The organism is Haematospirillum sp. H4485 (assembly GCF_012102745.1).
Classification (GTDB): domain Bacteria; phylum Pseudomonadota; class Alphaproteobacteria; order Rhodospirillales; family Rhodospirillaceae; genus Haematospirillum.
This window is the reverse complement of record NZ_JAAVSY010000013.1, coordinates 46512-68589: the sequence shown is the minus strand read 5'-3', so window position 1 is coordinate 68589 and position 22078 is coordinate 46512. Positions and strand designations below refer to the sequence as shown.

General features: G+C 55.5%; 18 protein-coding genes and 1 tRNA gene. 9 read left to right on the top strand and 10 right to left on the bottom strand.

The genetic code is table 11. The features are described from left to right. The 4 genes from HEQ61_RS09685 to HEQ61_RS09670 all read left to right on the top strand — a co-directional run. The coding region (locus HEQ61_RS09685) for a helix-turn-helix domain-containing protein (protein WP_168084785.1) at positions 1 to 275 on the top strand (275 nt) is incomplete at its 5' end. Positions 276 to 911: 636 nt separating this feature from the next. After that, positions 912 to 2219 carry a serine/threonine transporter gene (locus HEQ61_RS09680; RefSeq protein ID WP_168021056.1) on the top strand — a complete coding sequence of 436 codons (1308 nt, stop codon included), beginning with the start codon at positions 912 to 914 and terminating at the stop codon, positions 2217 to 2219. 70 nt (positions 2220 to 2289) lie between these two features. Next, positions 2290 to 3690 carry an L-serine ammonia-lyase gene (locus tag HEQ61_RS09675; protein WP_168021057.1) on the top strand — a complete coding sequence of 467 codons (1401 nt, stop codon included), beginning with the start codon at positions 2290 to 2292 and terminating at the stop codon, positions 3688 to 3690. Positions 3691 to 3916: 226 nt separating this feature from the next. Then, entirely contained in the window at positions 3917 to 4690 is a 774-nt protein-coding gene (locus HEQ61_RS09670) for a ferredoxin--NADP reductase (protein ID WP_168021058.1), read from the top strand. An 84-nt stretch (positions 4691 to 4774) separates the two neighbouring features. Here HEQ61_RS09670 and HEQ61_RS09665 read toward each other — a convergent pair whose 3' ends face one another. After that, positions 4775 to 4990, bottom strand: coding sequence for a hypothetical protein (locus HEQ61_RS09665; RefSeq protein ID WP_168021059.1), 216 nt, complete (start codon positions 4988 to 4990; stop codon positions 4775 to 4777). Positions 4991 to 5554: 564 nt separating this feature from the next. Here HEQ61_RS09665 and HEQ61_RS09660 point away from each other — a divergent pair. Beyond that, the gene (locus HEQ61_RS09660) at positions 5555 to 6772 is read left to right on the top strand and encodes a DUF2325 domain-containing protein (protein ID WP_168021060.1); all 1218 of its coding nucleotides are present in this window, start codon (positions 5555 to 5557) and stop codon (positions 6770 to 6772) included. 189 nt (positions 6773 to 6961) lie between these two features. Then, on the top strand, positions 6962 to 8650 hold the full coding sequence (locus HEQ61_RS09655; RefSeq protein ID WP_168021061.1) for a methyl-accepting chemotaxis protein: 1689 nt from the start codon (positions 6962 to 6964) through the stop codon (positions 8648 to 8650). A gap of 28 nt (positions 8651 to 8678) precedes the next feature. Here HEQ61_RS09655 and megL read toward each other — a convergent pair whose 3' ends face one another. Next, positions 8679 to 9926: a methionine gamma-lyase gene (gene megL, locus HEQ61_RS09650; protein WP_168021062.1), complete on the bottom strand. Its 1248-nt coding sequence runs from the start codon at positions 9924 to 9926 to the stop codon at positions 8679 to 8681. Between the two features lie 142 nt (positions 9927 to 10068). Continuing rightward, entirely contained in the window at positions 10069 to 10962 is an 894-nt protein-coding gene (locus tag HEQ61_RS09645) for an alpha/beta hydrolase (RefSeq protein WP_168021063.1), read from the bottom strand. A 367-nt stretch (positions 10963 to 11329) separates the two neighbouring features. On the opposite strand from HEQ61_RS09645, the gene HEQ61_RS11540 reads away from it, so the two are divergent. Then, entirely contained in the window at positions 11330 to 14398 is a 3069-nt protein-coding gene (locus HEQ61_RS11540) for an autotransporter domain-containing protein (RefSeq protein WP_168021064.1), read from the top strand. A gap of 183 nt (positions 14399 to 14581) precedes the next feature. Here HEQ61_RS11540 and HEQ61_RS09635 read toward each other — a convergent pair whose 3' ends face one another. Genes HEQ61_RS09635 through HEQ61_RS09625 form a run of 4 tightly spaced genes read right to left on the bottom strand, consistent with a single transcriptional unit; the run spans position 14582 to position 17326 of the window. Next, complete coding sequence (locus HEQ61_RS09635; protein WP_168021065.1) at positions 14582 to 14836, bottom strand: FeoC-like transcriptional regulator; 255 nt, start codon at positions 14834 to 14836, stop codon at positions 14582 to 14584. After that, positions 14833 to 16380 carry a ferrous iron transport protein B gene (gene feoB / locus HEQ61_RS11315; protein WP_415877257.1) on the bottom strand — a complete coding sequence of 516 codons (1548 nt, stop codon included), beginning with the start codon at positions 16378 to 16380 and terminating at the stop codon, positions 14833 to 14835. Before feoB ends, HEQ61_RS09635 begins: the two co-directional genes overlap by 4 nt. 44 nt (positions 16381 to 16424) lie before the next feature. Continuing rightward, complete coding sequence (locus HEQ61_RS11310; RefSeq protein ID WP_245183239.1) at positions 16425 to 17087, bottom strand: FeoB small GTPase domain-containing protein; 663 nt, start codon at positions 17085 to 17087, stop codon at positions 16425 to 16427. After that, positions 17084 to 17326 (bottom strand): FeoA family protein, encoded by a 243-nt coding sequence (locus HEQ61_RS09625; protein ID WP_209315715.1) that lies wholly within the window; start codon positions 17324 to 17326, stop codon positions 17084 to 17086. The genes HEQ61_RS11310 and HEQ61_RS09625 overlap by 4 nt, the downstream gene beginning before the upstream one ends. 172 nt (positions 17327 to 17498) lie before the next feature. Between HEQ61_RS09625 and HEQ61_RS09620 the strand changes: the two genes are divergently transcribed. Next, on the top strand, positions 17499 to 18494 hold the full coding sequence (locus HEQ61_RS09620) for a dipeptidase (RefSeq protein WP_245183238.1): 996 nt from the start codon (positions 17499 to 17501) through the stop codon (positions 18492 to 18494). 39 nt (positions 18495 to 18533) lie between these two features. Here the strand turns inward: HEQ61_RS09620 and HEQ61_RS09615 are convergent. Then, positions 18534 to 18608 (bottom strand) — tRNA-Gln (locus tag HEQ61_RS09615). Between the two features lie 130 nt (positions 18609 to 18738). Here HEQ61_RS09615 and HEQ61_RS09610 point away from each other — a divergent pair. Beyond that, the gene (locus tag HEQ61_RS09610) at positions 18739 to 19290 is read left to right on the top strand and encodes a GNAT family N-acetyltransferase (RefSeq protein ID WP_168021067.1); all 552 of its coding nucleotides are present in this window, start codon (positions 18739 to 18741) and stop codon (positions 19288 to 19290) included. Here the strand turns inward: HEQ61_RS09610 and HEQ61_RS09605 are convergent. Then, complete coding sequence (locus HEQ61_RS09605; RefSeq protein ID WP_168021068.1) at positions 19287 to 20216, bottom strand: 4-(cytidine 5'-diphospho)-2-C-methyl-D-erythritol kinase; 930 nt, start codon at positions 20214 to 20216, stop codon at positions 19287 to 19289. The two genes, HEQ61_RS09610 and HEQ61_RS09605, sit on opposite strands and share 4 nt — an antisense overlap. A 53-nt stretch (positions 20217 to 20269) precedes the next feature. Further along, the gene (locus tag HEQ61_RS09600) at positions 20270 to 22051 is read right to left on the bottom strand and encodes a tetratricopeptide repeat protein (RefSeq protein ID WP_168021069.1); all 1782 of its coding nucleotides are present in this window, start codon (positions 22049 to 22051) and stop codon (positions 20270 to 20272) included. Positions 22052 to 22078 lie beyond the last annotated feature (27 nt).

The following is a 22078-nucleotide window of genomic DNA, read 5'->3' as shown; positions in this document are numbered from 1 at the left end:
CCGACCCCATGGGGAAGATGTTCTTCAACATCCTCGCTACCTTTGCGGAGTTTGAGTCGGACATCATCCGGCTACGGACCCGCGAGGGCATGGCGGTAGCCCGCGCCAAGGGCAAACTACGCGGCAAAAAGCCAAAGCTCTCCGAACGGCAGCAATGCGAGTTGCGGCGGATGTACGATACCGGTGACTACAGCATCAGCGATCTGGCCGAGCTGTTCTCCGTCTCCAGGCCAACCGTGTACCGCACCCTCACACGCTCCGAGCACGCCAAATAGCAATCAAAATTCAAAGCCATTTAGCAATCAAGGTCACACATGTGTAAGGGCGTCAATTTTTCGAACATATTCTTAATCTACGTGCTGCGGCATTCGCGTTAGTCAAAGCGAATGCCGCAAAAGGTATGAAATTTCCCTTTTTATTTAGCTATGGCCGTCCGTCAAGGGGTCGTTTTAACCATATCGGGCAGAGCTAAACCCTGATATCACATGTGAAATACAGGACTTGTGTATCTTGAGGCTGGCACTGGCTCAAGTTCACCCCATGTGCGTGTTTTTTCTTTTTTGTATTTTATTTTCATAGCACTGTTTTCGTATTTACGGTCACAGAATCTGGTTTAGGGGGTGCCCTTGTCGCCCATAGAGTATTCCAGAGAAGGTTGCTTCTGTATGCGAAAGTGATGGACAGTCGATCTGGTCCGCAATATTACTTCGTAAGCGTTTGATGTATGTCAAGGCAAACACTCGGGCTTCGTTTTAGCGTGGCCCTTGGAATGAGAAAAAGAAAATAAAGTTCGCAAACCGTTGAGTCGAAATCTCGGATGGTTTCCCGTTGGTGCGGTGCGAAACGACCCGCGTTCTAATAGGGAGGCTGATTGAAAAACCGAGCCCATACCAGCAGAGGTCGTGTGTAGCATGTCTCAAGTTGTATCATCATCAGTGCCAAATCCGTCGGCGGCCGCAGTCGGTCCGGCTGCTTGGAGCCGCCACGACACCACGTGGATGCTGGGCCTTTACGGGACGGCAATTGGTGCTGGAACCCTGTTTTTGCCTATCAATGCGGGTATTGGTGGGCTGTGGCCTCTTTTGCTGATGGCCATCATTGCCTTCCCGTTGACGTACTTCTCCCACCGGGGGCTTAACCGTTTTGTCATGTCCAGCCGGAAGCCGGGTTCTGACATTACGGAAGTCGTCGAGGAACATTTTGGCAGTGCAGCTGGGAAGATTATTACCCTGCTGTACTTCCTGACCATTTACCCCATTTTGATGCTGTACAGCGTTGCTGTTACCAACACGGTTGAATCCTTCATGATCAACCAGCTTGGTTTGGCTGATTGGGTTCCGCACCGCGCTGTTCTGTCCCTGATCTTGATTCTGTCCTTGATGGCTATTGTTCGTCTGGGTGCGGAAATGATCGTCAAGGCCATGAGCCTTCTGGTGTATCCGTTCGTTGCAGCGTTGATGATTCTGGCTATTTACCTGATCCCTGAGTGGAGCTCTGCTGCCTTTGACAGTGCGGGAAGCTTTTCCGACGCCGTTTCTGGCGTGACATTCTGGAAGACCGTATGGCTGGCAATTCCGGTGATGGTGTTTTCTTTCAACCACTCGCCGATTATTTCTTCCTTTGCGGTTGACCAGCAGCGTTTGCATGGTGAGCACGCGGAACCAGCTTCCAGCCGGGTTCTGTTCCGTGCCCATGCCATGATGGTCGTGTCTGTCATGTTCTTTGTGTTCAGCTGCGTGATGAGCTTGTCGCCGGCCGACTTGATGGCCGCGAAAGAGCAGAACATTTCCATTCTTTCCTACCTTGCCAACCATTTCTCGACGCCTGCTATCGCCTGGGCTGCGCCTTTGATTGCGATCATTGCTATCAGCAAGTCATTCTTGGGTCACTATATGGGCGCCAAGGAAGGCTTTAATGGCCTGATCCAGCAGGAACTGCGCCAGCGCGGGAAAGTCATGTCCGGTTCTGTTCTTGATCGTGTTGCCGCTGTATTCATGATCCTGAGCTGCTGGATGGCTGCAACCTTTAATCCCAGCATTATCGGCACTATCGAAAGTTTGGGTGGTCCGGTTATTGCGGCGTTGTTGTTCCTGATGCCAATGTATGCCATCGCCAAGGTTCCTTCGATGAAGAGGTACTCTGGCGCGTTCAGCAACATCTTTGTTGTTTTGATTGGGTTGATTGCCATGACTGCAATCTTCTTCGATCTGCTGTCCTGACCGAAAAGCGGGTCCGGCCGGAGAGAGCGGCCGGGCCCTGTCAGGCGAAAGTTATCCGGGAGATTTTACCATGTTCAGTATGTCTGACATCTACAAGATAGGCGTCGGCCCATCCAGTTCGCATACAGTGGGCCCTATGCGCGCCGGCCATCAATTCCTGGGGGCTTTGAAAGAGACGGGGAAGTTTGTCCAGACGCGCAGGATCCATGTTGATTGTTATGGATCTCTGGCCCTGACCGGCAAGGGGCACTGTACAGATCATGCCATTATCATGGGGCTGTGCGGGAATCAGCCTGATACAGTCAATCCTGACCAGATACCGTCTGTTGTCGCGGATGTTGAGGCAACGGGGACGTTGAACCTGGGGCGAACCAAGCAGCGCGTAACGTTCAGCATGGACTTTCATCGTGCGAATTTGCCCCTGCATGAAAATGGTATGCAAATCCACGCTTATGGCGACGATGGACTGATTCTCTCCAAGACGTACTATTCCATCGGCGGTGGATTTATTGTCGAGGAAGAGCAGTTCAATCAAAGGTCCTGTAGCGAAACACCGGTTCCCCATCATTTCCTGTCCGCCGAAGACTTGCTGCGCATGTGTGAGGAAACGGGTTTGTCCATATCGGCCCTGGTCATGGAGAACGAGAGAGCGTTCCATGATACCGACGAGCTGCGTTCCCATTTCCGCCGTGTGTGGCAGGTGATGCAGGGGTCCATGGAGCGCGGTATGCGTGTGGAGGGTAATCTTCCTGGTCCGATGAAAATTCCCCGGCGCGCTTCAGCTCTCCACAGAATGCTGACAACGTCCCTGAAAATGGCCAATGACCCCATGAACGTTATGGATTGGGTCAACATGTACGCCATGGCCATGTCGGAAGAGAATGCAGCGGGCGGGCAAGTTGTCACATCCCCCACTAATGGTGCCTGTGGTGTTGTTCCGGCGGTTCTGGCGTATTACGATCACTTCATTCAGCCCTTGGACGAAGATACAACGCTGCGGTTCTTCCTGTCGTCCGGCGCCATAGGTTGCTTGTTCAAGCTGAACGCTTCCATATCTGGTGCTGAAGTCGGGTGTCAGGGAGAGGTTGGGGTAGCGTGCTCCATGGCTGCTGCCGGATTGACCGAACTTCTGGGCGGAAGCCCGCAGCAGGTCTGTATGGCAGCCGAGATTGCGATGGAGCATAATCTGGGCCTTACCTGTGACCCGGTTGGTGGGCAGGTGCAGATTCCTTGCATCGAGCGTAATGCCATCGCAGCGGTCAAGGCGATCAATGCGGCGCGTATGGCTATGCACCGGATCAGCACGCCCAAGGTTTCCCTGGATAAGGTTATTGCCGCGATGTACGAAACCGGTAAGGATATGGACCCCAAGTATCGGGAAACGTCCTGTGGTGGGTTAGCCTTGCAGGTCGCGGCCGAGGTGACGATGACACCGGGCGGGGCTGTGCGTTGGGTTGAAGACGCCGCCTGATATTTTTCTCCTTTGTTGTCCTGTGCTGGGCCGCGACTGTTTCTGTCGCGGCCCAGCATTGTATGTATGCGCCACGACATGGTTCTTCCAATCAATTTGCCTCGGGGGTAACCCCATGTTAACCATACGATCATTCTGCAGGGTGTCGCGCTGACGGAAACCCCATTCCTGCACACACATCCCGGGAAGGGCGCAGCCCCGGGTTCTGGCTATTATGTGGAGAATCATGAGTAATATTCGGCGGGAGACAGTAACCTACGTTCACCACTGGACCGATCGTCTGTTCAGTTTCCGGACAACACGCGATCCGGGGTTCCGGTATATCAATGGTCAGTTTACGATGATCGGGCTCCAGGTAGAGGGAAAGCCTCTCTTGCGGGCCTATTCCATGGTCAGCGCCAATTATGAGGATGAGCTCGAGTTTCTGTCGATCAAGGTTCCTGACGGACCTTTGACCTCCCGTCTTCAGCACATAAGGGTTGGTGATATGGTTCTGGTCGGTACCAAACCGGTCGGGACCTTGGTGCAAGACAGTCTCTTGCCCGGTCGTCACCTGTATCTTTTGTCGACTGGTACCGGGCTTGCGCCGTTTATGAGTGTTATTCGTGACCCTGATGCCTATGAGCGTTATGAGAAAATTATCCTTGTTCATGGGTGCCGGGAAGTGGCAGAGTTTGCCTATGCCGACTACATTACCCGCGAACTTCCGAAGCATGAATTCCTTGGGGATTTGGTGCGGGACAAGCTTCTTTACTATACGACTGTAACTCGCGAACAGCACCCCGTTCAGGGACGCATTACGACCCTGATAGAGAGTGGAAAGATGTTCAGTGATCTTGGGTTGCCAGAACCTAATGTTGAAGATGACCGGTTCATGCTGTGCGGGAGTCCTGCCATGCTGACGGATACGACCAAGTTGTTGGAAGGCCGTGGCTTTCACGAGGGAGCATCCAATGACCCCCGTCAGTATGTTATTGAAAAGGCGTTTGTCGAGAAGTAGTGACCCTCTTAGTGTCGCATGCTGACAAACAATAAAAGAGCCGGAACGTCCCTGTTCCGGCTCTTTTGCAGTACTTTGTACCCTTTAATGGGAAAGGTTGGCTCGTGCGGCCTCAAAAGCAGCCCTTACATCATCCGGGCGCACACCGTCGCGGTTCATGACCGCCATGATCAGAGGATCGTCCAGAAGAGTTTCCAGGTCCGGATCTTCCCATGCCATGGTACGGCGCTTGGCAAGGACATTGCTGCGCACAGAACGCAGAAAAGCGCGGCGGGCAGTATCAGAAATCAACGATGGCATGGTCTCACCTCCCGGGAGCTGTGTGGAGAGTGCGGCCAAGGCACTTGGTCCATCCGGATTGCAGTGCACAAGTGACAACACGATAAAAAACCACCAATTCGTAAACATGTACCAAGGCGAAACAAGGGCAGGGCAAAAAAACTTGTGAAAACCGGAAAAGAAGAGCGTGCTTTCCGCCGACTCCGCCAGACCTGCGAGCTTTCCTTGACGGTCTACCCAAGGATGATCTGTCTTCCCGTAACCCTCCGAACGATAGCTTGGACGGCATAAAACCCACGCTAAGTCCGGAGCAACAAACAGTACTGTTTCGTCAACAGGTTGGCCAGAGCGGGAGGCATTGCGCTTGTCCTGCCGGACATATCCACAGGCACACCCATGAGTATTCAGTATAGGAGTCCCGTTTCAGGGGTCAATGTGCCATAGAGGACTATTCAGTCATTTTTCATCAGCGGTCTTCCGGGCACTGAAACAATAAAAAATCTTGCCAGTTCCCGGTCGGTCCCTTTATTGATAATGAAAATTAATATCAAATATAATCCCTCACCCCGTCGAGGAGAGATCTGCATGTCCCCCATGAGCCTGCCCAAGGACTTTTTGACCCAGTCATACCCCCTTTCTTCCCGTCGTCTTCGCCTGGACGAAATTGCGCCGCGTTGGCATTGCAGTATCGTCGGGACATGTCTGACGCTTTCAGATCTCAGGAAGCTTGCGGCAAAGCTTTCTGTACACTTGGCTCCTGATATCAGCGATTACCGCCTGCACGGTGTCATTGTCCATTTAGCAGCCCAGAACAAGATACTGGGCAAGCAGGTTATGCGGATTTTGGACAAGCGCTATCAGGCGACAGTATCACGCTTTATGAGAACGCGTGATGAAGGGGAGTTGGCTACCCTGTGGAACGAGGCATTGGACAGTGGCGATATCCCCGGGGCTTATTGGGCCTTGATGACTCATCCGCTGGATTGCAGCGATCTGCGTGAACGCGCCTATGGTGAGGTGCATATGCTGTCCCACTTGTCCGGGGCTGTGCAGCGGGCCGATATGCAGAAGATAGTACGTCTGGAGGCATCTTTGGCTGAGCACACGGCAGAAATTGGTCGGTTGCGTGCTTTGATGGCCCAGATGCGCGATGAACGTGATGAGGCGCGACGGAACATAGCCATCGCCAGTATTCAGCAGCGCCGGGTCGAAGATTTGGCGTCGCGGTTGGCTGATCTGGAAAGTGGGGAAGTTCTGCGTACATCTGAAGAGGCCGCCCGTACGGCTCGCGCCGAGAGAGATGTTTTGGCCCGTCAGGTTGAAGGACTTCTGCGTCGTCTGGACCTGTTATCGGAACGGGAGTCGGGTGAGAGGGAGAGGAATCGGGCCTTGGAGGCTCGTGTTGTTGAGCTGGAGAATCGGCTTCGCCAGGAAGGATCAGATTCACGCGGGGCTTTTGATGGGAACAGGGTCGGGGATGATATTGACCTGAAAAAGCAGAAGATTTTGTATGTTGGTGGAATAAGTCATGTTGCCCGTCATCTGGAAGATGTGGTCCGGTCCTGTAACGGGGAGTTTATCCATCACGATGGAGGGCTGGATGATGGTTGCCCACAGCTGGCTGGTGCTGTGTCATGTGTGGACATGGTCTTCTGCCCCGTAACCTGCGTCAGCCATGAAGCGATGGTTCATATCAAGCGTAATTGCCGTAAGGCCTGCAAACTCTTTGTTCCCTTGCCCAATCATAGCATTTCTACCTTTCGCAGGGTTCTTGGGCAGGTTCACGCCCGGATGGTGAATTAGCAATACACCTATGGGCTAAAAGCACCCGGGGATTGTGTTTGTTTTGTTACGGTCAAGTTGTGTCTCCATGTAAAGGCAAAACAGGTTTTTCTTGTTGCCTTCCAGGCCGACCGCCAAGATCAACGCCGGTGCATCCACGCAGTCCCGGTGGGGCATGGTTGGTCCTGGTTCCCGGCAGGAGAGATGGACATGCGATTCGCTGACGTTGGCATGACATTCAAAGTTCTGGCGGTGGTCGCTCTTATGGCCTTGGCCACGGTTGCTGCCGGTGGTTTGGCTGTCGTCCGCATGGCGGAGATTGATAATTCCTACTCTGATCTGCTTGTCCATGACACCAAGGTGCAGGTGCTTCTGGCGCGGGCCAACCAAAACCTGCTGAATGCCGGGCGTTTGGCCTATCGCCTGACGCAGGAAAGGGAGGATGCGGTCCTCAAGGGCATATCAGACGAGATCAACAACGACTTCAAGCTGTTCCGGGAACGGACGGCAGAGGCCGCAAAGCTTTTGCCCGTTTATGCCCCCCGTATCAGTGCCATCGTCGAGGAATTTGCGGCTTACGAAGGCGCCCTTGTCGAGGCCCGGGATCTGATCGTTGCTCGCAAGTTTGACGAGGGTTTAATCGTCCTTGTAGACAAGGCAACCCCACAGGGCCGTACGGTGCGTACGACGGTGGCTTCCTTGGTTGATAACGTTGATGTCGAGCTGCAGAAAAAGTCGGATAATCTGGGTGATAGCGCTGATGCGGCTATTGTTGGCACGATTGTCTTGATTATCGGCGGCCTGATTGTCGTTGTTCTGGCCGCTATTGTTCTGGTCAAGACGACAATATCTGGACCGATGAATGGCTTGGCTTCGGTCATGGAAACCATTGCGGACGGTAATTTTGACACTGAAATACAGGGGCTGGATCGCAAGGATGAAATTGGGGTTATGGCCCGCAGTGTTGATGTCTTCCGTCAGAACGGCATCCGTATCCGCCAGATGGAGGCCGAGCAGGCCAATCAGAAGCGCCGCGCCGAGCAGGAAAAGAAAGCGGCAATGAACGCTCTGGCCGATCGTTTCGAGTCGTCCGTGCAATCTATTGTCGAAACACTGTCTTCTGCGGCTACAGAGCTTCAGGCCAGTGCGGAATCCATGACGTCCTTGGCTTCGATGTCCGCATCCCAAGGTAAGGTGGTGGCCGAGGCGGCAACGCAGGCTTCATCCAACGTGCAGACGGTGGCTTCGGCATCAGAAGAGCTGGCAGCCTCGATCCAGGAGATTGTGCGCCAAGTTTCCGACTCCAGCCAGATTACGGCCGATGCCGTTGACCAGACAGGTCGTAGCGGCGAGATTATCAAGGGGCTGGCCCAGTCTACCCAACAGATTGGCGAAGTAGTCAATTTGATCAATGACATTGCCAGCCAAACCAACCTTCTGGCATTGAACGCCACGATTGAAGCGGCCCGTGCCGGGGAGGCCGGCAAAGGCTTCGCCGTAGTCGCGAACGAGGTCAAGAGCCTGGCCAACCAGACAGCCCGCGCCACCGGCCAGATTTCCGAGCAGATCGGGGCTGTACAGAATGCGACCCATGATGCGGTGGCAGCGATTGCCATGGTGATCGAGACCATAGGGCGCCTGAACCAGATTTCTGCGGCTATTGCCTCGGCCATGGAAGAACAGGATGCGGCCACGCGTGAGATTGCTCGCAACGTGGAAGAGGCTTCCAACGGTACGGGCGAGGTGACCAAGAACGTCCGCAGCATGAACGAAGCATCCGGCGAGGTTGGTAATTCCGCCAGCCAAGTTCTGTCTGCAGCCAAGGAGCTGGCGCAGCAATCCGCAGTGTTAAGGACCGAAGTCACCCGCTTTGTCGAGGAAATCCGGACCGGGGGTTAGCCTTCCGGTTACCCGATGCACAATGTGTTCATAGTGCCCGCCGGGAAGTACAGGTTCCGGCGGGTTTCCTGTTGCTGGATGTGCGCGTATGGTCCAGTGCTTGGCGGATGTCACCCAGAATATCGACCGGTGTCTCCAGCCCGGCTGAGATTCGTATCAGTCCATCGGAGATCCCGTGTTCTGCCCGCTCTTCCGGCGTATAGGTGGAATGGGTCATGCTGGCCGGGTGTTGCACCAGCGTTTCTGGATCGCCAAGGCTGACAGCGCAGGTCACAAGGCGCAGGGCATCGATAAAAGCCAGCCCGGCGGGCATTCCCTCATGCAGCTCGAAGGCAACCATGCCGCCAAAACCCCCGGTCATCTGCCGCTGTGCCAGATCGTGCGAAGGGTTGCTGTCCAGCCCCGGATACATGACGGTGCGAACAGCCGGATGTTTTTCCAGCAAGCGTGCGATAGCGGCGGCTGTAGAACAGTGCCGGGCCATCCGTAGCTCCAGCGTTTTCAGCCCGCGCAGGATCTGGCTGGCATCGAACGGAGACAGCACAGCCCCGGTCATGTCCTTCAATCCTGTTGCGCGAATAGTCGCAACCATGTCACTTGTCCCCAGAACGGCTCCGGCGGTCAGGTCACCGTGCCCACCCAAGTACTTGGTGGCGGAATGCACGACCAGATCGGCTCCCATCTCGGCCGGGCGCTGGATAACGCTGGCACCGTAGGTATTGTCGACAATTGTCACGGCCCCGGTTTGGTGGGCTATAGCCGATACGGCGGCAATATCGATCAGGCGCATATTGGGGTTGGCCGGAGTTTCGAAATATACAACGGCGGTATCTGGCCCGATAGCGGCGGGCAGTGCCTTCGGATTGGTCAGGTCCACATGGGTAACCTTGACCCCGAACCGGGCCAGGCCATGGTGCAACAGGGCAAACGTGCAGCCGTACAGGGTTTGGTCAACGATAATCTCCTGCCCGGGGGACAGCAGGGCCCACAGGGTGGCTGCAATGGCCCCCATGCCGGATCCGGTGACAAGCGCAGCTTCGGTTCCTTCCAGTGCAGCCAGTCGTGTTTCCAGCAGCGCCAGTGTCGGGTTCCCCAGACGGGTGTAGACAAACCCGGCGTCATGGCCGGCAAAGCGTTTTCCTCCGGTCTGGGCATTGGGAAATGCAAAGGTTGATGTCATGTAAACCGGCGGCACCAAGGAGCCCTGATGGCTGTGTGGATCATAGCCTGCATGAATGGCCCGGGTGGCGAACCCGGCCTGTTTTGTATCTGACATGGTACGTCCCCTGTATTTTTTGTTTTATTGTTGCCCCTTCGTCGCCGGACCCTTCACAACAGGTCCGGAACGATCGTGCACAGGGTATGTCCGGTTTTTGTTTGCGGCAATGTAAATGTGTCTTTTTCACGGTACTAGGATATCACGGTGATGTCTTGGCTACATCCGGCAGAGGATGCTGCAGGAGTGTGGGCCATGCGGTATCCCACCCGTGGGCATGATCCATGCCTGGAACCACGATCTTGACAGCCGCTGGCCCTGCTCGGCGGATAAAGGTATCGGCCAGGAAAGGGGGGACAATGCGGTCGTGATCCCCGACAAAGTGGATCTGTGGCACAGCGCGCGCGTGCGCGGCCTCTGTGACAGCATCGACAGACCCGGTCATGGGGGAAACCCGGTGATGCCGGACAAAGGCCCCGGAATCCAGGTTGCCGGCTACAGTACGTAAAGCCACCACATCACTCCGGCGTGCGGTCAGCACGGCGGCAATACCCCCCCCGCCGGAATAGCCGACCAGCTCCACCGCTGTGGCCCCGGCCTGTTCGCGCAGGGCGGTTACGGCAGCATCCACAGCCTCTATGACGGTAGGAGCCATGCGGGCATGTGTCCAGTACGACCGGTCGCATGCTGTTTCCGGCCGGGCCAGCATGCTGTATTGGCACGGACGCGCCAGCCACGCCACGTTGGGCGCTGGATCACGGGCCGCCAGCCATAACGCCACCGGGCGGTGCGGCGTGGGATCGGGCGAAGGCCGGGTGCGGGTGATCCAGGCAAAGCCATCCCCTTCTATATAAAGCCGCAATGGTTGATCCGGTGCCTGTATCCGTATCTGGGCCAGCAGAGTGAACGGCCCACTGTCCAGCCATTGCGGCTGCATACCCTGTGCCCGGCCTGTAGCCAGCGCCGAATCGAGACGATCCCCCAAAGGCCCGCCCCCACACCCGGCCAGCCCCACCATGACCAGAACGGCCAGCCAGCGATGTATGTCCATGGCACGTACGCACCGGGATACAGGCGTTTTTGCGGCGGATGTCATGGGATTGGGCTCCGTGATCAAGATTAGCGTGGCCTGTGTACACCACCCGGGGAAAGGCGTCATGGCAAACGTGCTTTTACGTTTCAACCATGAATATAATTTTCTGCAAGCAGCAATCATGGCATTTGTCGTGCTGTGGCATCTATGTAACAGGGGTGGCAACGAAAAAGTGTAGTTTGTTCAGATAGCAATTATGGAGTTAAAAAACTAAATAAAATCAACATGATGGGTGTGTTTTGCATGTTGACCCATGGCCGGAACGTATTATCAAGAGAGTCCGGCGCGCAGGCAGGGAACCCCATAACCGCAGGTGTCCATGTCCGGTGCGTGTGGTTGGCATCAACACAACACAGGAAGAGAACCGATCGTGTTACAAAAACGTAAGCATCTTTTGGCAACAACGGCGCTGGCCGCAGTTGTTATGGCAATTCCCGGCGTGGCAGGGGCGGCGGATAGGACTATTGACCTGTCGTCTTCTTCAGATACCGTAGTGCAATCCACAGCGCCTGATTCTGGTGCTGGTCAAGTTGCATCTGACGACGTAACTATTCAGAAGCACGCCTCAGCGACAAGAACGTATAAGGTCACTCCAGACCATCATACCGGCACCATCACCCTTGGTGCGGATGTCTTGGCTAAAGAAATCACCTTGGATCTTTCCGATGGTTCCAAGGTAACGGGCGTCCTGACCAGCACCGATAAGGTTGGTGTCCTGAAGTTCGTTGCTAAAGAAGGTGCATCCAGTATTGCGGGTCTTGTCGGTGCGGGTAGGGCCCTGCGTGAGGTCGAGATTACGGCCGAGGCTGTTGATGCATCCGTATCCGAGGCTGTCAATACCTACAAGCTGAGTATCAAGACTGGAGATGACAGAACCGTTACGCTGAAGTCCCTCGCTATAAAAGTGAGTGGTGGTTCCCGCAACGACCTTACCTTGGAGGGTAAGGGCACCCTGAAGATCACAAATGGCTTTGACTTTGGCAATGCCGGTATGCCCGGTAGCCTTGGCAAGGTCACAACCAAGACAGATGGCGAGGGGAACCTGGTCCTCGGCACAGAAGGTGCTGTTGTCGAGTCTGTAGTTGGTAACATTGGTGCTGCCGACAAGAAGCTGAACAGTGTAACGATTGAAGCCACTGGCAATAATGCGACGGCACAAGATGTCTATGCCAACGCGCTGCGTATGAATGCAGCCGATGGCAAGACCGCGACGGTTGGTTATGCCAAGGCAGGTACCTTGGTCGTTGAAGGCAAGGGCACAAGCATCGTTGGTGCCGGGAACAAAGGCTTTGACCTTGGCAATGTGACCACCACCAAGAACGGCCAGGGCAAGCTGGAACTGCGCGCTGCCGTGGATACCGTGGCTGGTGGCAAGGTAACCCAAAAGGGCGGCACCGTTGGCAATATTGGTACCCCCGGCGGTCGTTTTGCTGATGTCACCATCAACGCAACAGAAAACAAGGCCGTTGCAACCGGTGGCGATGTTTATGCCAAAAAGCTGACCCTGAATGCTGGAATTGAACGTACCTCCAGCGGTTCAGGCAGTTCTGTGACATACAGCGGCAATGCGATCAATCTGGGTTACGTTGGCACAGAAACCTTGATGCTTGATGGAGAGGGCACCAGCAGAATCGGTCGCAGTGGCGACAAGGCTACAGGCTTCAACATTGGCAAAGTGGAAGCTACGGGTGACGGGAAGGGCGTTCTGCACCTGTACGCTACCGAAGGGTCCAGCATTGGATCAATTGGTGCAGCTGGCAAGTCTTTGAAAGACGTTCACTTGAAGCACGGTAACCTTCGTCTTGGTACCGGCGAGGTGCATGCAAAGAACTTGCATCTGGAAGCCAATACCGCGCTGCTGCTTGATGGGCCAGTCAAAGTCCATGGTGCGCTGAACGCCCCGACGCAGGACGAAGCCACCAAGGAAACGTTCATCGACGAAAGTGGTGTCAGCTATAATTACTGGCGTGCACAAATCGTTGTCTCCCAGAAGGGTATCGATGCTGCCAACAAAGAAGGAAAGGCAGTGTTGGAGGCTAACTCGACGTCTGGCTTTACCTTTGATAGTGCAAATAAGAAGGCTTCATTCTATCAATTTGGAGTAGAAAATACGGTCCTGGAAGGCAAGTGCAAGTCGTTGAGTTTGACGAATGGTTTGTCTGGTCTTGCAGGTGACGATCTCCGCCTTGCAAAATCTGTTTTTAATCATGACTATGGCACCATTCTGGCCCGGGTGACCAACACCCTTTCAGCCGACGGGAAGCTGGTTGATACAGTGGTTGCTCCGCGCAGCGACAGTGAGATTGCCCGTAGATTGTCGGTCAGCGTCGATGAAGCCAAGGCCATTAAGGCTGTGGTTCGTTCTTTGGGTGATGATGCCGAGGCCCGTGTAGCCCTGAATATGGCTCTGGAAAAGGGCAGCGATGCCGGAAATGCAGCTCGTCAGTCGGCTGTATCCACGGTGTCTCAGGCCAACCAGGCTATCAACACCGCATCCCGCGCTGCGGCTGATGCCGTTACATCCCGCTTGGCATCGGCCCGTACCGGTACTGATGTGGCCGGTCTGCAACAAAGCGGTACCGCCGCCGGTGACAGCACCCTGCGCAATGGCGCTTGGGTCAAGGCCGCAGGCAGCACCGCAACCCAGAAATCCCGTGGTGGTGTGGCTGGAAACAGCACCAACAGCTATGGGATGACCATTGGTATGGACAACATGGTTGCCGACGACGTGCGCGTTGGTCTGGCCCTCAGCACATCCAAGTCCGACATGAAGGGCAAGGGTGCCAGCCAGACAAAGACCGATGTGACATCCTACCAGGTTGCCCTGTACGGTTCGTATGAGCCAGAGGGTTTCTTCGTTGAAGGTCAGCTGGCTTATGCCCAGAACAGCGTGAAGACCTCCCGCCAGATTACCATCGGTGGTCTGGACCGGACCGCCAAAGGCAAGTATGACGCCAACCAGTACTCTGCCTCTGTCGCCGCCGGATCCCCGCTGCACCGTGGTGCCGTCACCCTGACCCCGAAAGCAGGTCTGTCCTACACCTATACCGATCCTTCAAAGTACACGGAAACCGGTGCCGGTGCGTTCAACATGACTGTTGATCCTTCGGCAACCAGCATCTTGGAAGGAAGCCTGGGTGGTTCGCTGGCCTATGAACACAAAACCCTGCGCGGTTCTGTCGTTCGTCCGGAACTGCGGGCTGCGGCGCTGTATGACTTCATCGGTGATGATGCCACCAGCACCGGTAAGTATTCCGGCGATACAACCCTGTTCAACACCTCTGGCCTGAAGCGGTCCCGGTTCGGTGGTACCATTGGTGCCGGCTTGGGCTACACCACGGCTGATGGTGTGTGGGAAGTTCGTGCGGACTATGACGCAGAAATGCGGTCTGGCTATGTCGGTCACAACGGCATGCTGACAGGTCGTGTCAACTTCTGATCCCTTGTAGTGTCAGTTGGGTGTATTGTGTACATCCGACCCTGCTATCTGGCAGAGCCCCTCGCTTCGGCGGGGGGTTTTGCGTTATCATGCAAAGTTCGCTGCCCATGCTGACATTGATGAAGAGCGTAAGAGGCAAGTTGCCTCTCTGCGTAAGCCATTGGGCAGGTACTTCACGGTCTTTTATGGGTGCAAGGCAGCTCTGTGTTGTATCCATTCATATCGATCAACAGATACAGAAGAACATGTGGCACATCCCCCACGGTGTGTACCGCAGGGTGGGGGAGCGGTTACACGGCGAATCTGTCCCTTCGCGATCCATCGTTCGATCAGGGGTTCTACGGCTTCCTCGGTACTGTTGACATGCGCAGCAATATCGGCTGCAGACAAGGGGCCATAGGCTTGCAGGCAGTGCCGTATGGCAAACAAGCTGTTCATGCTGTTCTCTGTTTCCGGCGTCTGTTCAGGGTGATGCCAGCCAGAGCTCCTAGGGCCAGCATCAGGCTTATACTTGTGGCGATTACGGGGTGTCCCGGTTTTGTGGCCCAAGTTCCGCCTTGGTAGATCGCGACAGCTGATAGCCAAGCCAGTGCCGTTGTCCAGATGGCAGAGAACAGCATCCAGCGTGTGCCGATTTCCTGCCGGATAGCACCGAGGGTCGCTACGCATGGGCTGTAGAGCAGCACCAGTACCATATAGGCCAAGGCTGCTGGTGGGCTGCTGAACCTTCGTGCCAGTTCTTGTGTCAGGGGTGTTTCTTGGTGATCCGCATTGTTTTCAGCCGCTCCAAGTCCGGTCAGGGCCATTATGTTTGTGGGGATGGTAGCGAAGGCATCAGCCAGCGCTGTAAGGAGTGGAGCTGTTGAGTCCGCCGTGCTTTGATCATCGTGGTTAGAGACATACAGGCTGTCCAGTGTGGCGATAATGGCTTCCTTTGCAAATAGGCCGGTTACCAGCCCGACTGCAGCGGGCCAGTTGTCATCATCAATACCAAGAGGCTCGAGCGCAGGGATCAGGGCGCGGCTTGCTGATGCCAGGACAGAATTCTGCTTGTCTGTAATATCAAATGTTCCATCCGTGCCTGTTGATGCCAGGAGGGAAAGAACGGTCACGACCGGAACAATCACTTGGCCGGCCCGGAAGACAAAACCAGCAAGGCGTTGTCGTGTTTGCAGCAGGATTGTTCGTCCCGAAGGAACATGCCACGGGGGTAATTCCATGATGAAGGGAAGCGATCCTCCCCCCAGAAATGTGTGTTTGAGGACAAGCCCAGTGCCTACAGCGGCCATCAGACCCAGAATATAAAGACCGAACACCACATTCTGGCCGTTTTCGGGGAAGAAAGCGGCGGCAAAAAGCGCAAAAACGGGCAATCTGGCCCCGCATGACATGAAAGGTGCCATCATGGATGTCAGGATTCTTTCACGCCGATGTTCCAGGGTTCGGGTTGCCATGATTGCCGGGACATTGCAGCCAAACCCGACGATCAGGGGTACAAAGGCCTTTCCGGGTAGGCCGAGGCTGCGTATGGCCCGATCGGCAACGAATGCCGCGCGAGCCATGTAGCCCGAATCTTCCAAGGCAGACAGGAAGAGAAACAGAAAGCCGATAATGGGAATAAAGGTGCAAACGGTTTGTATGCCTTGGCCGACAGCTCTTACAACGGCAGCAAGCCATGCGGGGGCAGCGGTCGCTTCCAGAAGGCGGGCCGGAGCATCAACCAGCAAAGCACCTGCTGCCAAGTCAAAGGCGTCGATGAAGGCCCCGCCCAGCGTGATGGTCAGCAGGAACATCAGGTACATAACGGCCAGAAAGATGGGGATTCCCGCAAATTTGTTCAGAACCAGGGAATCAAGCCTCCCTGTCGTGCCTGCCGTTTTCGTGGGGGTCTTTTTGCAGCAATCAGCCAGAATCGCGCCAATAAAGGTGTAACGTCCTTCGGCAATCAGGATATCCGCGTCTTCACCACTGTTTGTACTGATGTCGTTACGGGCTGTTTCTGCAGCGTTAATCCCCGCAGCATCGGTCAGGGTTTCGGCCAGGTGTCACCTTCAATCAGGCACAGGGCTGCCCATGTGGGGTCAATACCTTCCATTCTGGCCTTGTCGTTGACGAAGGGAACGAGCGCCCGAGAGGCTTCAATAATGCTTGCGTGATGGTCCGGGCGTCGTTCTGTTCCGCTTGGGGCCTTTATTGCCTTCTCCAGCGTTGTCCTGAGTTGCTCCAGTCCACGGGAGCGAGAGGCAATCAAAGGGATAACCGGGCATCCCAAGCTTGCGGACAGCTGCTCATGGTCAATGGTGATTCCCTTGCTTTCTGCCACATCCATCATGTTGATAGCTAGAATCAGGGGGACACCCATTTCCAGAATCTGTGTGGTCAGGTAGAGGTTCCGCTCCAGCGCCGAGGCATCCAGCACATTGATAATCAAGGCGGGCTTGTCAAGCAGCAGGGCATCACGGGCAATTCGTTCATCCTCGCTGCCGGTATCCTGCCCACCCAGCATGTAGGTTCCTGGCAGGTCGACAAGTGTGACGCAGCGTCCGTTCGGTAATTTTATGGTGCCGGTTTTTTTCTCGATGGTCACGCCGGGCCAGTTGCCAACGTGTTGCCGCAACCCTGTCAACGCATTGAAAAGCATTGTTTTTCCGGAATTTGGGTTGCCGGCCAGTGCAATGTGCAGGGTCATGGTAACAGGACCTCCACGGCGACAATACTGGCTTCAGAACGGCGTATGGTCAGACTGCAACCCCGGACATGCAGCTCCAGCGGGTCTCCCAATGGGGCAACACGTGTGATTGTAAAGCGGGTCCCCGGTGTCAGGCCCATGGCCAACAGGCGCTGCCGGTATCCGGCATTCCCTCCCTGTAATCCGATGACACGTGCGGCTTGTCCGGGGTATAGATCCTGAAGAGTCATATCTGCCATGGTTCTGTTGTTCGGGTATCGGCTTCTGGCAGTGGGCCGCAGGAGTGCGGGCTGCTGCAACTTGATCTGATTTTCATATGCTATCTGTCAATATGATGAATTGATCTGCCTCAACTTGAAACGTGGACGTGGCCCTTATTACACCTTGTTCTGCCTATAAAGGATGCTTTGCATGATGGACTCTTGGCTGCCTGACCTGATCTGGGATTCGCATGTCTGTTTGCCCCTTGATGTGCGGGCACCTTTGTCTCTTTTGGACAGCCATGTTCGCGGTGGGACCGGGTTTGTCTCTGTCAATGTTGGCATGGATATGAACCAGATCTCCCAGATTATGCGCGTCTTGGCCGCCTTCCGTGCCAAAATTGCGGAATCTCCTGACCGCTGGTCTCTTGTTCGTACAGTGGCGGACATTGATGTTGCACGGTCCAAGGGGGCCCTTGCCATAGCCTTTGATCTTGAAGGTTCGTTAATGCTTCAGGATATGCCCGAGATGCTGGAGGTCTTTTCAGCTTTGGGTGTACGCCAGATTCACTTTGCCTATAACCGTAACAACAGTGTTTCCGGGGGCTGTCATGACGATGACATGCCTCTGACTGCACTGGGGCGCCGTATGGTGAGGGCTGTGCATGACAACGGGATGATCATGGATTGTTCGCATATGGGGCGCCGTTCTTCCCTTGATGTTATGGAGGTTGCGCAGCGTCCCGTTGTTTTCAGCCATACCAATCCCCGTGCATTGTGCGGGCATGAGCGCTGTATTGATGATGATCTGATTCGTGCCTGTGCGCAGACCGGGGGTGTGGTCGGACTGTCCGGATTGAATCGTTTTTTTGGTATCCAGACGGATGTGCAGGACGAGGATATGATCCGTCATATCGATCATGTCGTTGCTGTTGCGGGTATAAATCACGTCGGGATTGGCCTGGATGTCATGCACGAACTGCCCGGAATGACGGACTTTCCCGACGGTGTTGACCGGGGATACTGGTGGCCTGTTGCGCGTGGATACACGCTTGGTTATCCGGTCAAGGTCTATGCCCCGGAGAATCTGTCACGTCTTGCCCGTTCTTTGCTTGCGCACGGGTACAATCGGGATGATGTCAGCAAAATTATGGGGGGGAACTTCAGGCGGGTTGCCAGCGCAACATGGGGAAGCGCCAGTGTCTGAACCGGGCGTCTCAAGTGCATGCTATGCCTGACGAGATGGTGGCTGGGGTGCCAGGATTCGAACCTGGGAATGGCGGTACCAAAAACCGCTGCCTTACCACTTGGCTACACCCCAACAGACAAGGTAAAGACTACCCTGTGCGAGAGGGCGGCACCATAAGGTATTCTTCTGACCTGTGCAACAGTCTTTTGTGCACACGCCAACACTTTGGTCCACAACATACATCTGGTGCGCAAGGGCTATTTTGGGGTTTATTATCTGCTCTCTTGATGTCTCGGGGGGTATTGTGCATATACGAACAGGGAAGCTCGGTGATGTATGCGCGGCAACAGATGTGCTGCGGCGCTCTATTGTGGAGTTGTGCCAAGAGGATCACGGACGAATACCCGAGCGGATAGCGCTCTGGCTTGCCAACAAGACCTCCGATACGGTTGCTCTCTGGATTGATTCCGAGAGCCTCAGGTTCGTTGTTGCAGAAGATGCCAACTGTGTTGTGGGCGTTGGTGCTGCCAGTGTAGATGGTGAGATTCTTCTGGACTACGTAGATCCTCTTCATCGGTTTCGAGGGATCAGCCGGGCTGTCTTATCGCATCTTGAGGCATGGATATCGGGGCGAGGGCATTCCACCGTCGCGCTGACAAGCACCAGGACAGCGCTGCCATTTTACTTGGCAGCCGGGTACAGAAAGAGTGGTCCAGTCGATGCCTGGCAGGGTATGCCGGGCTATCCTCTTGACAAGCAGTTGTTGCGCCTATCCTTGGCAACCACCACGGTTGATGTGATGACGAAGGACTAGATCCCGGTGAGCGAGACCGGTGAGTCCGCCAGCCCGAACGGGTCCACGGTATGTAGAACCGGGGCTGCTGCAACCCACCACGCAGGCTTGGTTGTCCGTAAGGCTTTGGCCGCTGTCCGGGCTTCGTACTCTGTAGAGAAGAGTGCCCAGCACGTTGCTCCGCTACCGGACATTCTGGCAAGCAGGCACGACGGCAAGGCTGTCAGAAGAGCCAGGCATTCCCCGATAACCGGTTCCAGGCTTATGGCTGCGGCGGTCAGGTCATTGCGTCCTTTACGCAGTTGTATGGCCAGATCCTCGGCGGAGCGGGGTGTATCGGTCAGCCGGACCGGGGGGAGAAAGTCACCGGCATGGGCCCGGAAGACCCGAGGTGTGGAGACTTCTACGCCCGGGTTTGCAAGCACCAGCCAGAATCCAGGCAGGGGAGGGGCTTCATGCAGGATGTCGCCAATCCCCTCCATGATTGTTGAACGTCCCTGCAGGCACACCGGAACATCGGCACCCAAGCCAAGAGCCAATTCATGCAGGGCTGCTTTTGTGGGGTAAAAAGACCACAAGGGTATCAGGCCGTGCAGGACTGCTGCGGCATCAGCGCTGCCTCCACCTATTCCCGCAGAAACAGGGATGTTTTTTTCCAGAACCACCCGCACGCCATCCTTACGTCCTGCAAGAGCAGCTAGGCTCCGTGCGGCTCGCAGGGTGATGTTGTCTGCTGGATCCAAGGTGTCCAGATTGTGGGCCTGGGGCCCCTCAATAACCAATGAAAATGTTTCTGCCGGTTCCAGTGTGATGTGGTCCAGAATGCCTGCAAACACCACAAGGCTTTCCAGCATGTGATAGCCATCGTCACGACGTGCCGTAAGGTGCAAGGTCAAGTTGACCTTGGCTGGGGCTGCAACGCACACTGTCTTTTCAGAAGTGGTCATGTCCTGTCCTTGGCGGTGCCGTCTCTTTTCATTCTTCGGGTGGTACGAAGATCTTACTGCGGCGATGTGCCTTCACGGCCCTTGGCGTGTTCGTCCAGTTTCTGCGTGATACTTCGGGCTATGCTGTCTTCTGGCTTCAGGCTCAAGGCCCGTTTCCACTGAAAAATGGCTTCCCGCGTGCGCCCTGCTTTCCAGTATGCATCGCCCAGATGATCATTGATGGTTGGATCAGCTGGTTCCAGCTCGACGGCTTGTTCCAGATAGGTGATTGCGCCCTGATAGTCACCCAGAAGGTACAGGGCCCACCCCAGACTGTCGACTATGAAGCCATCATCAGGGCGCTGGGCAACGGCCTGTTCAATCATGGCTTTGCCACGTTCCAGATTCAGGCCACGGTCGATCCATGAATACCCAAGATAGTTCAGAATCATCGGGTGGTCTGGCTGTTGCTCCAAGGCCAGAAGCAGGTGTTTCTCCGCCTCATTCCACTGCCCGTTGCGCTCCAAGGCCATGCCCAAGCTGTAATGGGCCGGCCACGTCGGTATGGTTGTTCCTTTCAGCCGCTCCAGGCCAGAGCGATATGCCGATATGGCTGCTGACCAGCGATTTTGTCGTCGCTCCAGATCGCCCAGAAGCATCAAGGGTTCCGGTGTTTCCGGGTGCATATCCGAGAGAGTATTCAAGACGTTACGGGCTTTATCCGGAAGGCCATCTTGCTCAAACGCTTCGGCCATTTTCAGGCGGGCCGGCCAGAACAGGGGGGTATCTTTTGTAATGCTGCCAAGGATGTGGGCCGCTTCTTTCCAACGCCGCTGTTCATACAGAACATCTCCGATCATCAGCTGTGCGTAGCTGAAGTCGGGTCTTGCGATCAAGGCCATGCGAGAGAAGACCAGAACGGCATCCCACGCTTTCTCCTGCACAATGGAAGAGGCGGTACCATACAGGGCTTCGGACAACCCATCCGATGCAGAGCGAACAGGTCTGTCCTGTCCATTACTTGAACGGAATTCCATCAATGCGGCGTCGACAAGAACGGAAGACATGTGTTCCCGTCTATAGCGTTCAAAAAGCTCCAGCGCGGCTTCTGTCTTACTATTCCGGTGCAGATAGGCGGCTATAATCTGGGCAGCCCGCAGGGAAAGCGATGACCCATCCAGAACTTTCTCGTACCAGTAGCCAGCTTCGGCATCCCGGCCTGCCGTATCCAGGATCAAGCCAGCGTGAAAATCGTGCAGCGGTACAAGCTGTTGCTGTTGACGCATGGGCCTGAGTGTTTCCAGTGCTTGGTCGTGTTGCCCCGACCCGGCAAGGATCCACGCCCGCATAAGCGGAACCACAAAGCTGTTCAGGCCTTGTGTCTTCAGGGGCGCGAGAATCTCCAGCGCATCATGCCAGCGCCCTTCATGGGCGGCCCCCGTTGCGACCACAAGCGGGGCAAGCGTGTTCCCTTTGTCATGTGGCAATGTTGCTGCGGCCAAGGCAATGGCATTCTTGCTTTGGCCTGAGACCAGCATGTAATACCACGTGCGGCGTGCCAGCTCGATATTGGCAGAGTCACGCAGAAGGGCACTCTGATAGTAAGTGGCTGCCGCGGTGCTGTCGTGTTCCACCTGCGCCTGACGTCCGGCCAGATATTGCCCGAAAGCAGACGACAAGGGCGGGGGGTGATCCTGAAGCTCGGATGCAAGACTGACACTGCCGTATTCCGAGACCGGACCACACGATGCAAGCAACAGGGCTGCTCCGGATACCCAGAGAGTGGCCGCCCGGGGCAGGGCACGGGACAGGCTGCGCCGACGAGGCCATCTGCCACAAATCTTGTATGAAAGCATATCCAATCGATTCAGCCTGTTTGTACC

Excerpts from the sequence above, each read along its gene's own strand:
- HEQ61_RS09635 (WP_168021065.1), bottom strand. The coding sequence starts at position 14,836 with ATGAACAGCTTGTTTGCCATACGGCACTGCCTGCAAGCCTATGGCCCC.
- HEQ61_RS09665 (WP_168021059.1), bottom strand. The coding sequence starts at position 4,990 with ATGCCATCGTTGATTTCTGATACTGCCCGCCGCGCTTTTCTGCGTTCT.
- HEQ61_RS09645 (WP_168021063.1), bottom strand. The coding sequence starts at position 10,962 with ATGACATCCGCCGCAAAAACGCCTGTATCCCGGTGCGTACGTGCCATG.
- HEQ61_RS11310 (WP_245183239.1), bottom strand. The coding sequence starts at position 17,087 with ATGACCCTGCACATTGCACTGGCCGGCAACCCAAATTCCGGAAAAACA.
- HEQ61_RS09670 (WP_168021058.1), top strand. The coding sequence starts at position 3,917 with ATGAGTAATATTCGGCGGGAGACAGTAACCTACGTTCACCACTGGACC.
- HEQ61_RS09655 (WP_168021061.1), top strand. The coding sequence starts at position 6,962 with ATGCGATTCGCTGACGTTGGCATGACATTCAAAGTTCTGGCGGTGGTC.
- HEQ61_RS09680 (WP_168021056.1), top strand. The coding sequence starts at position 912 with ATGTCTCAAGTTGTATCATCATCAGTGCCAAATCCGTCGGCGGCCGCA.
- HEQ61_RS09660 (WP_168021060.1), top strand. The coding sequence starts at position 5,555 with ATGTCCCCCATGAGCCTGCCCAAGGACTTTTTGACCCAGTCATACCCC.
- HEQ61_RS09600 (WP_168021069.1), bottom strand. The coding sequence starts at position 22,051 with ATGCTTTCATACAAGATTTGTGGCAGATGGCCTCGTCGGCGCAGCCTG.
- HEQ61_RS09625 (WP_209315715.1), bottom strand. The coding sequence starts at position 17,326 with ATGGCAGATATGACTCTTCAGGATCTATACCCCGGACAAGCCGCACGT.
- megL (WP_168021062.1), bottom strand. The coding sequence starts at position 9,926 with ATGTCAGATACAAAACAGGCCGGGTTCGCCACCCGGGCCATTCATGCA.
- HEQ61_RS09605 (WP_168021068.1), bottom strand. The coding sequence starts at position 20,216 with ATGACCACTTCTGAAAAGACAGTGTGCGTTGCAGCCCCAGCCAAGGTC.
- HEQ61_RS09620 (WP_245183238.1), top strand. The coding sequence starts at position 17,499 with ATGATGGACTCTTGGCTGCCTGACCTGATCTGGGATTCGCATGTCTGT.
- HEQ61_RS09675 (WP_168021057.1), top strand. The coding sequence starts at position 2,290 with ATGTTCAGTATGTCTGACATCTACAAGATAGGCGTCGGCCCATCCAGT.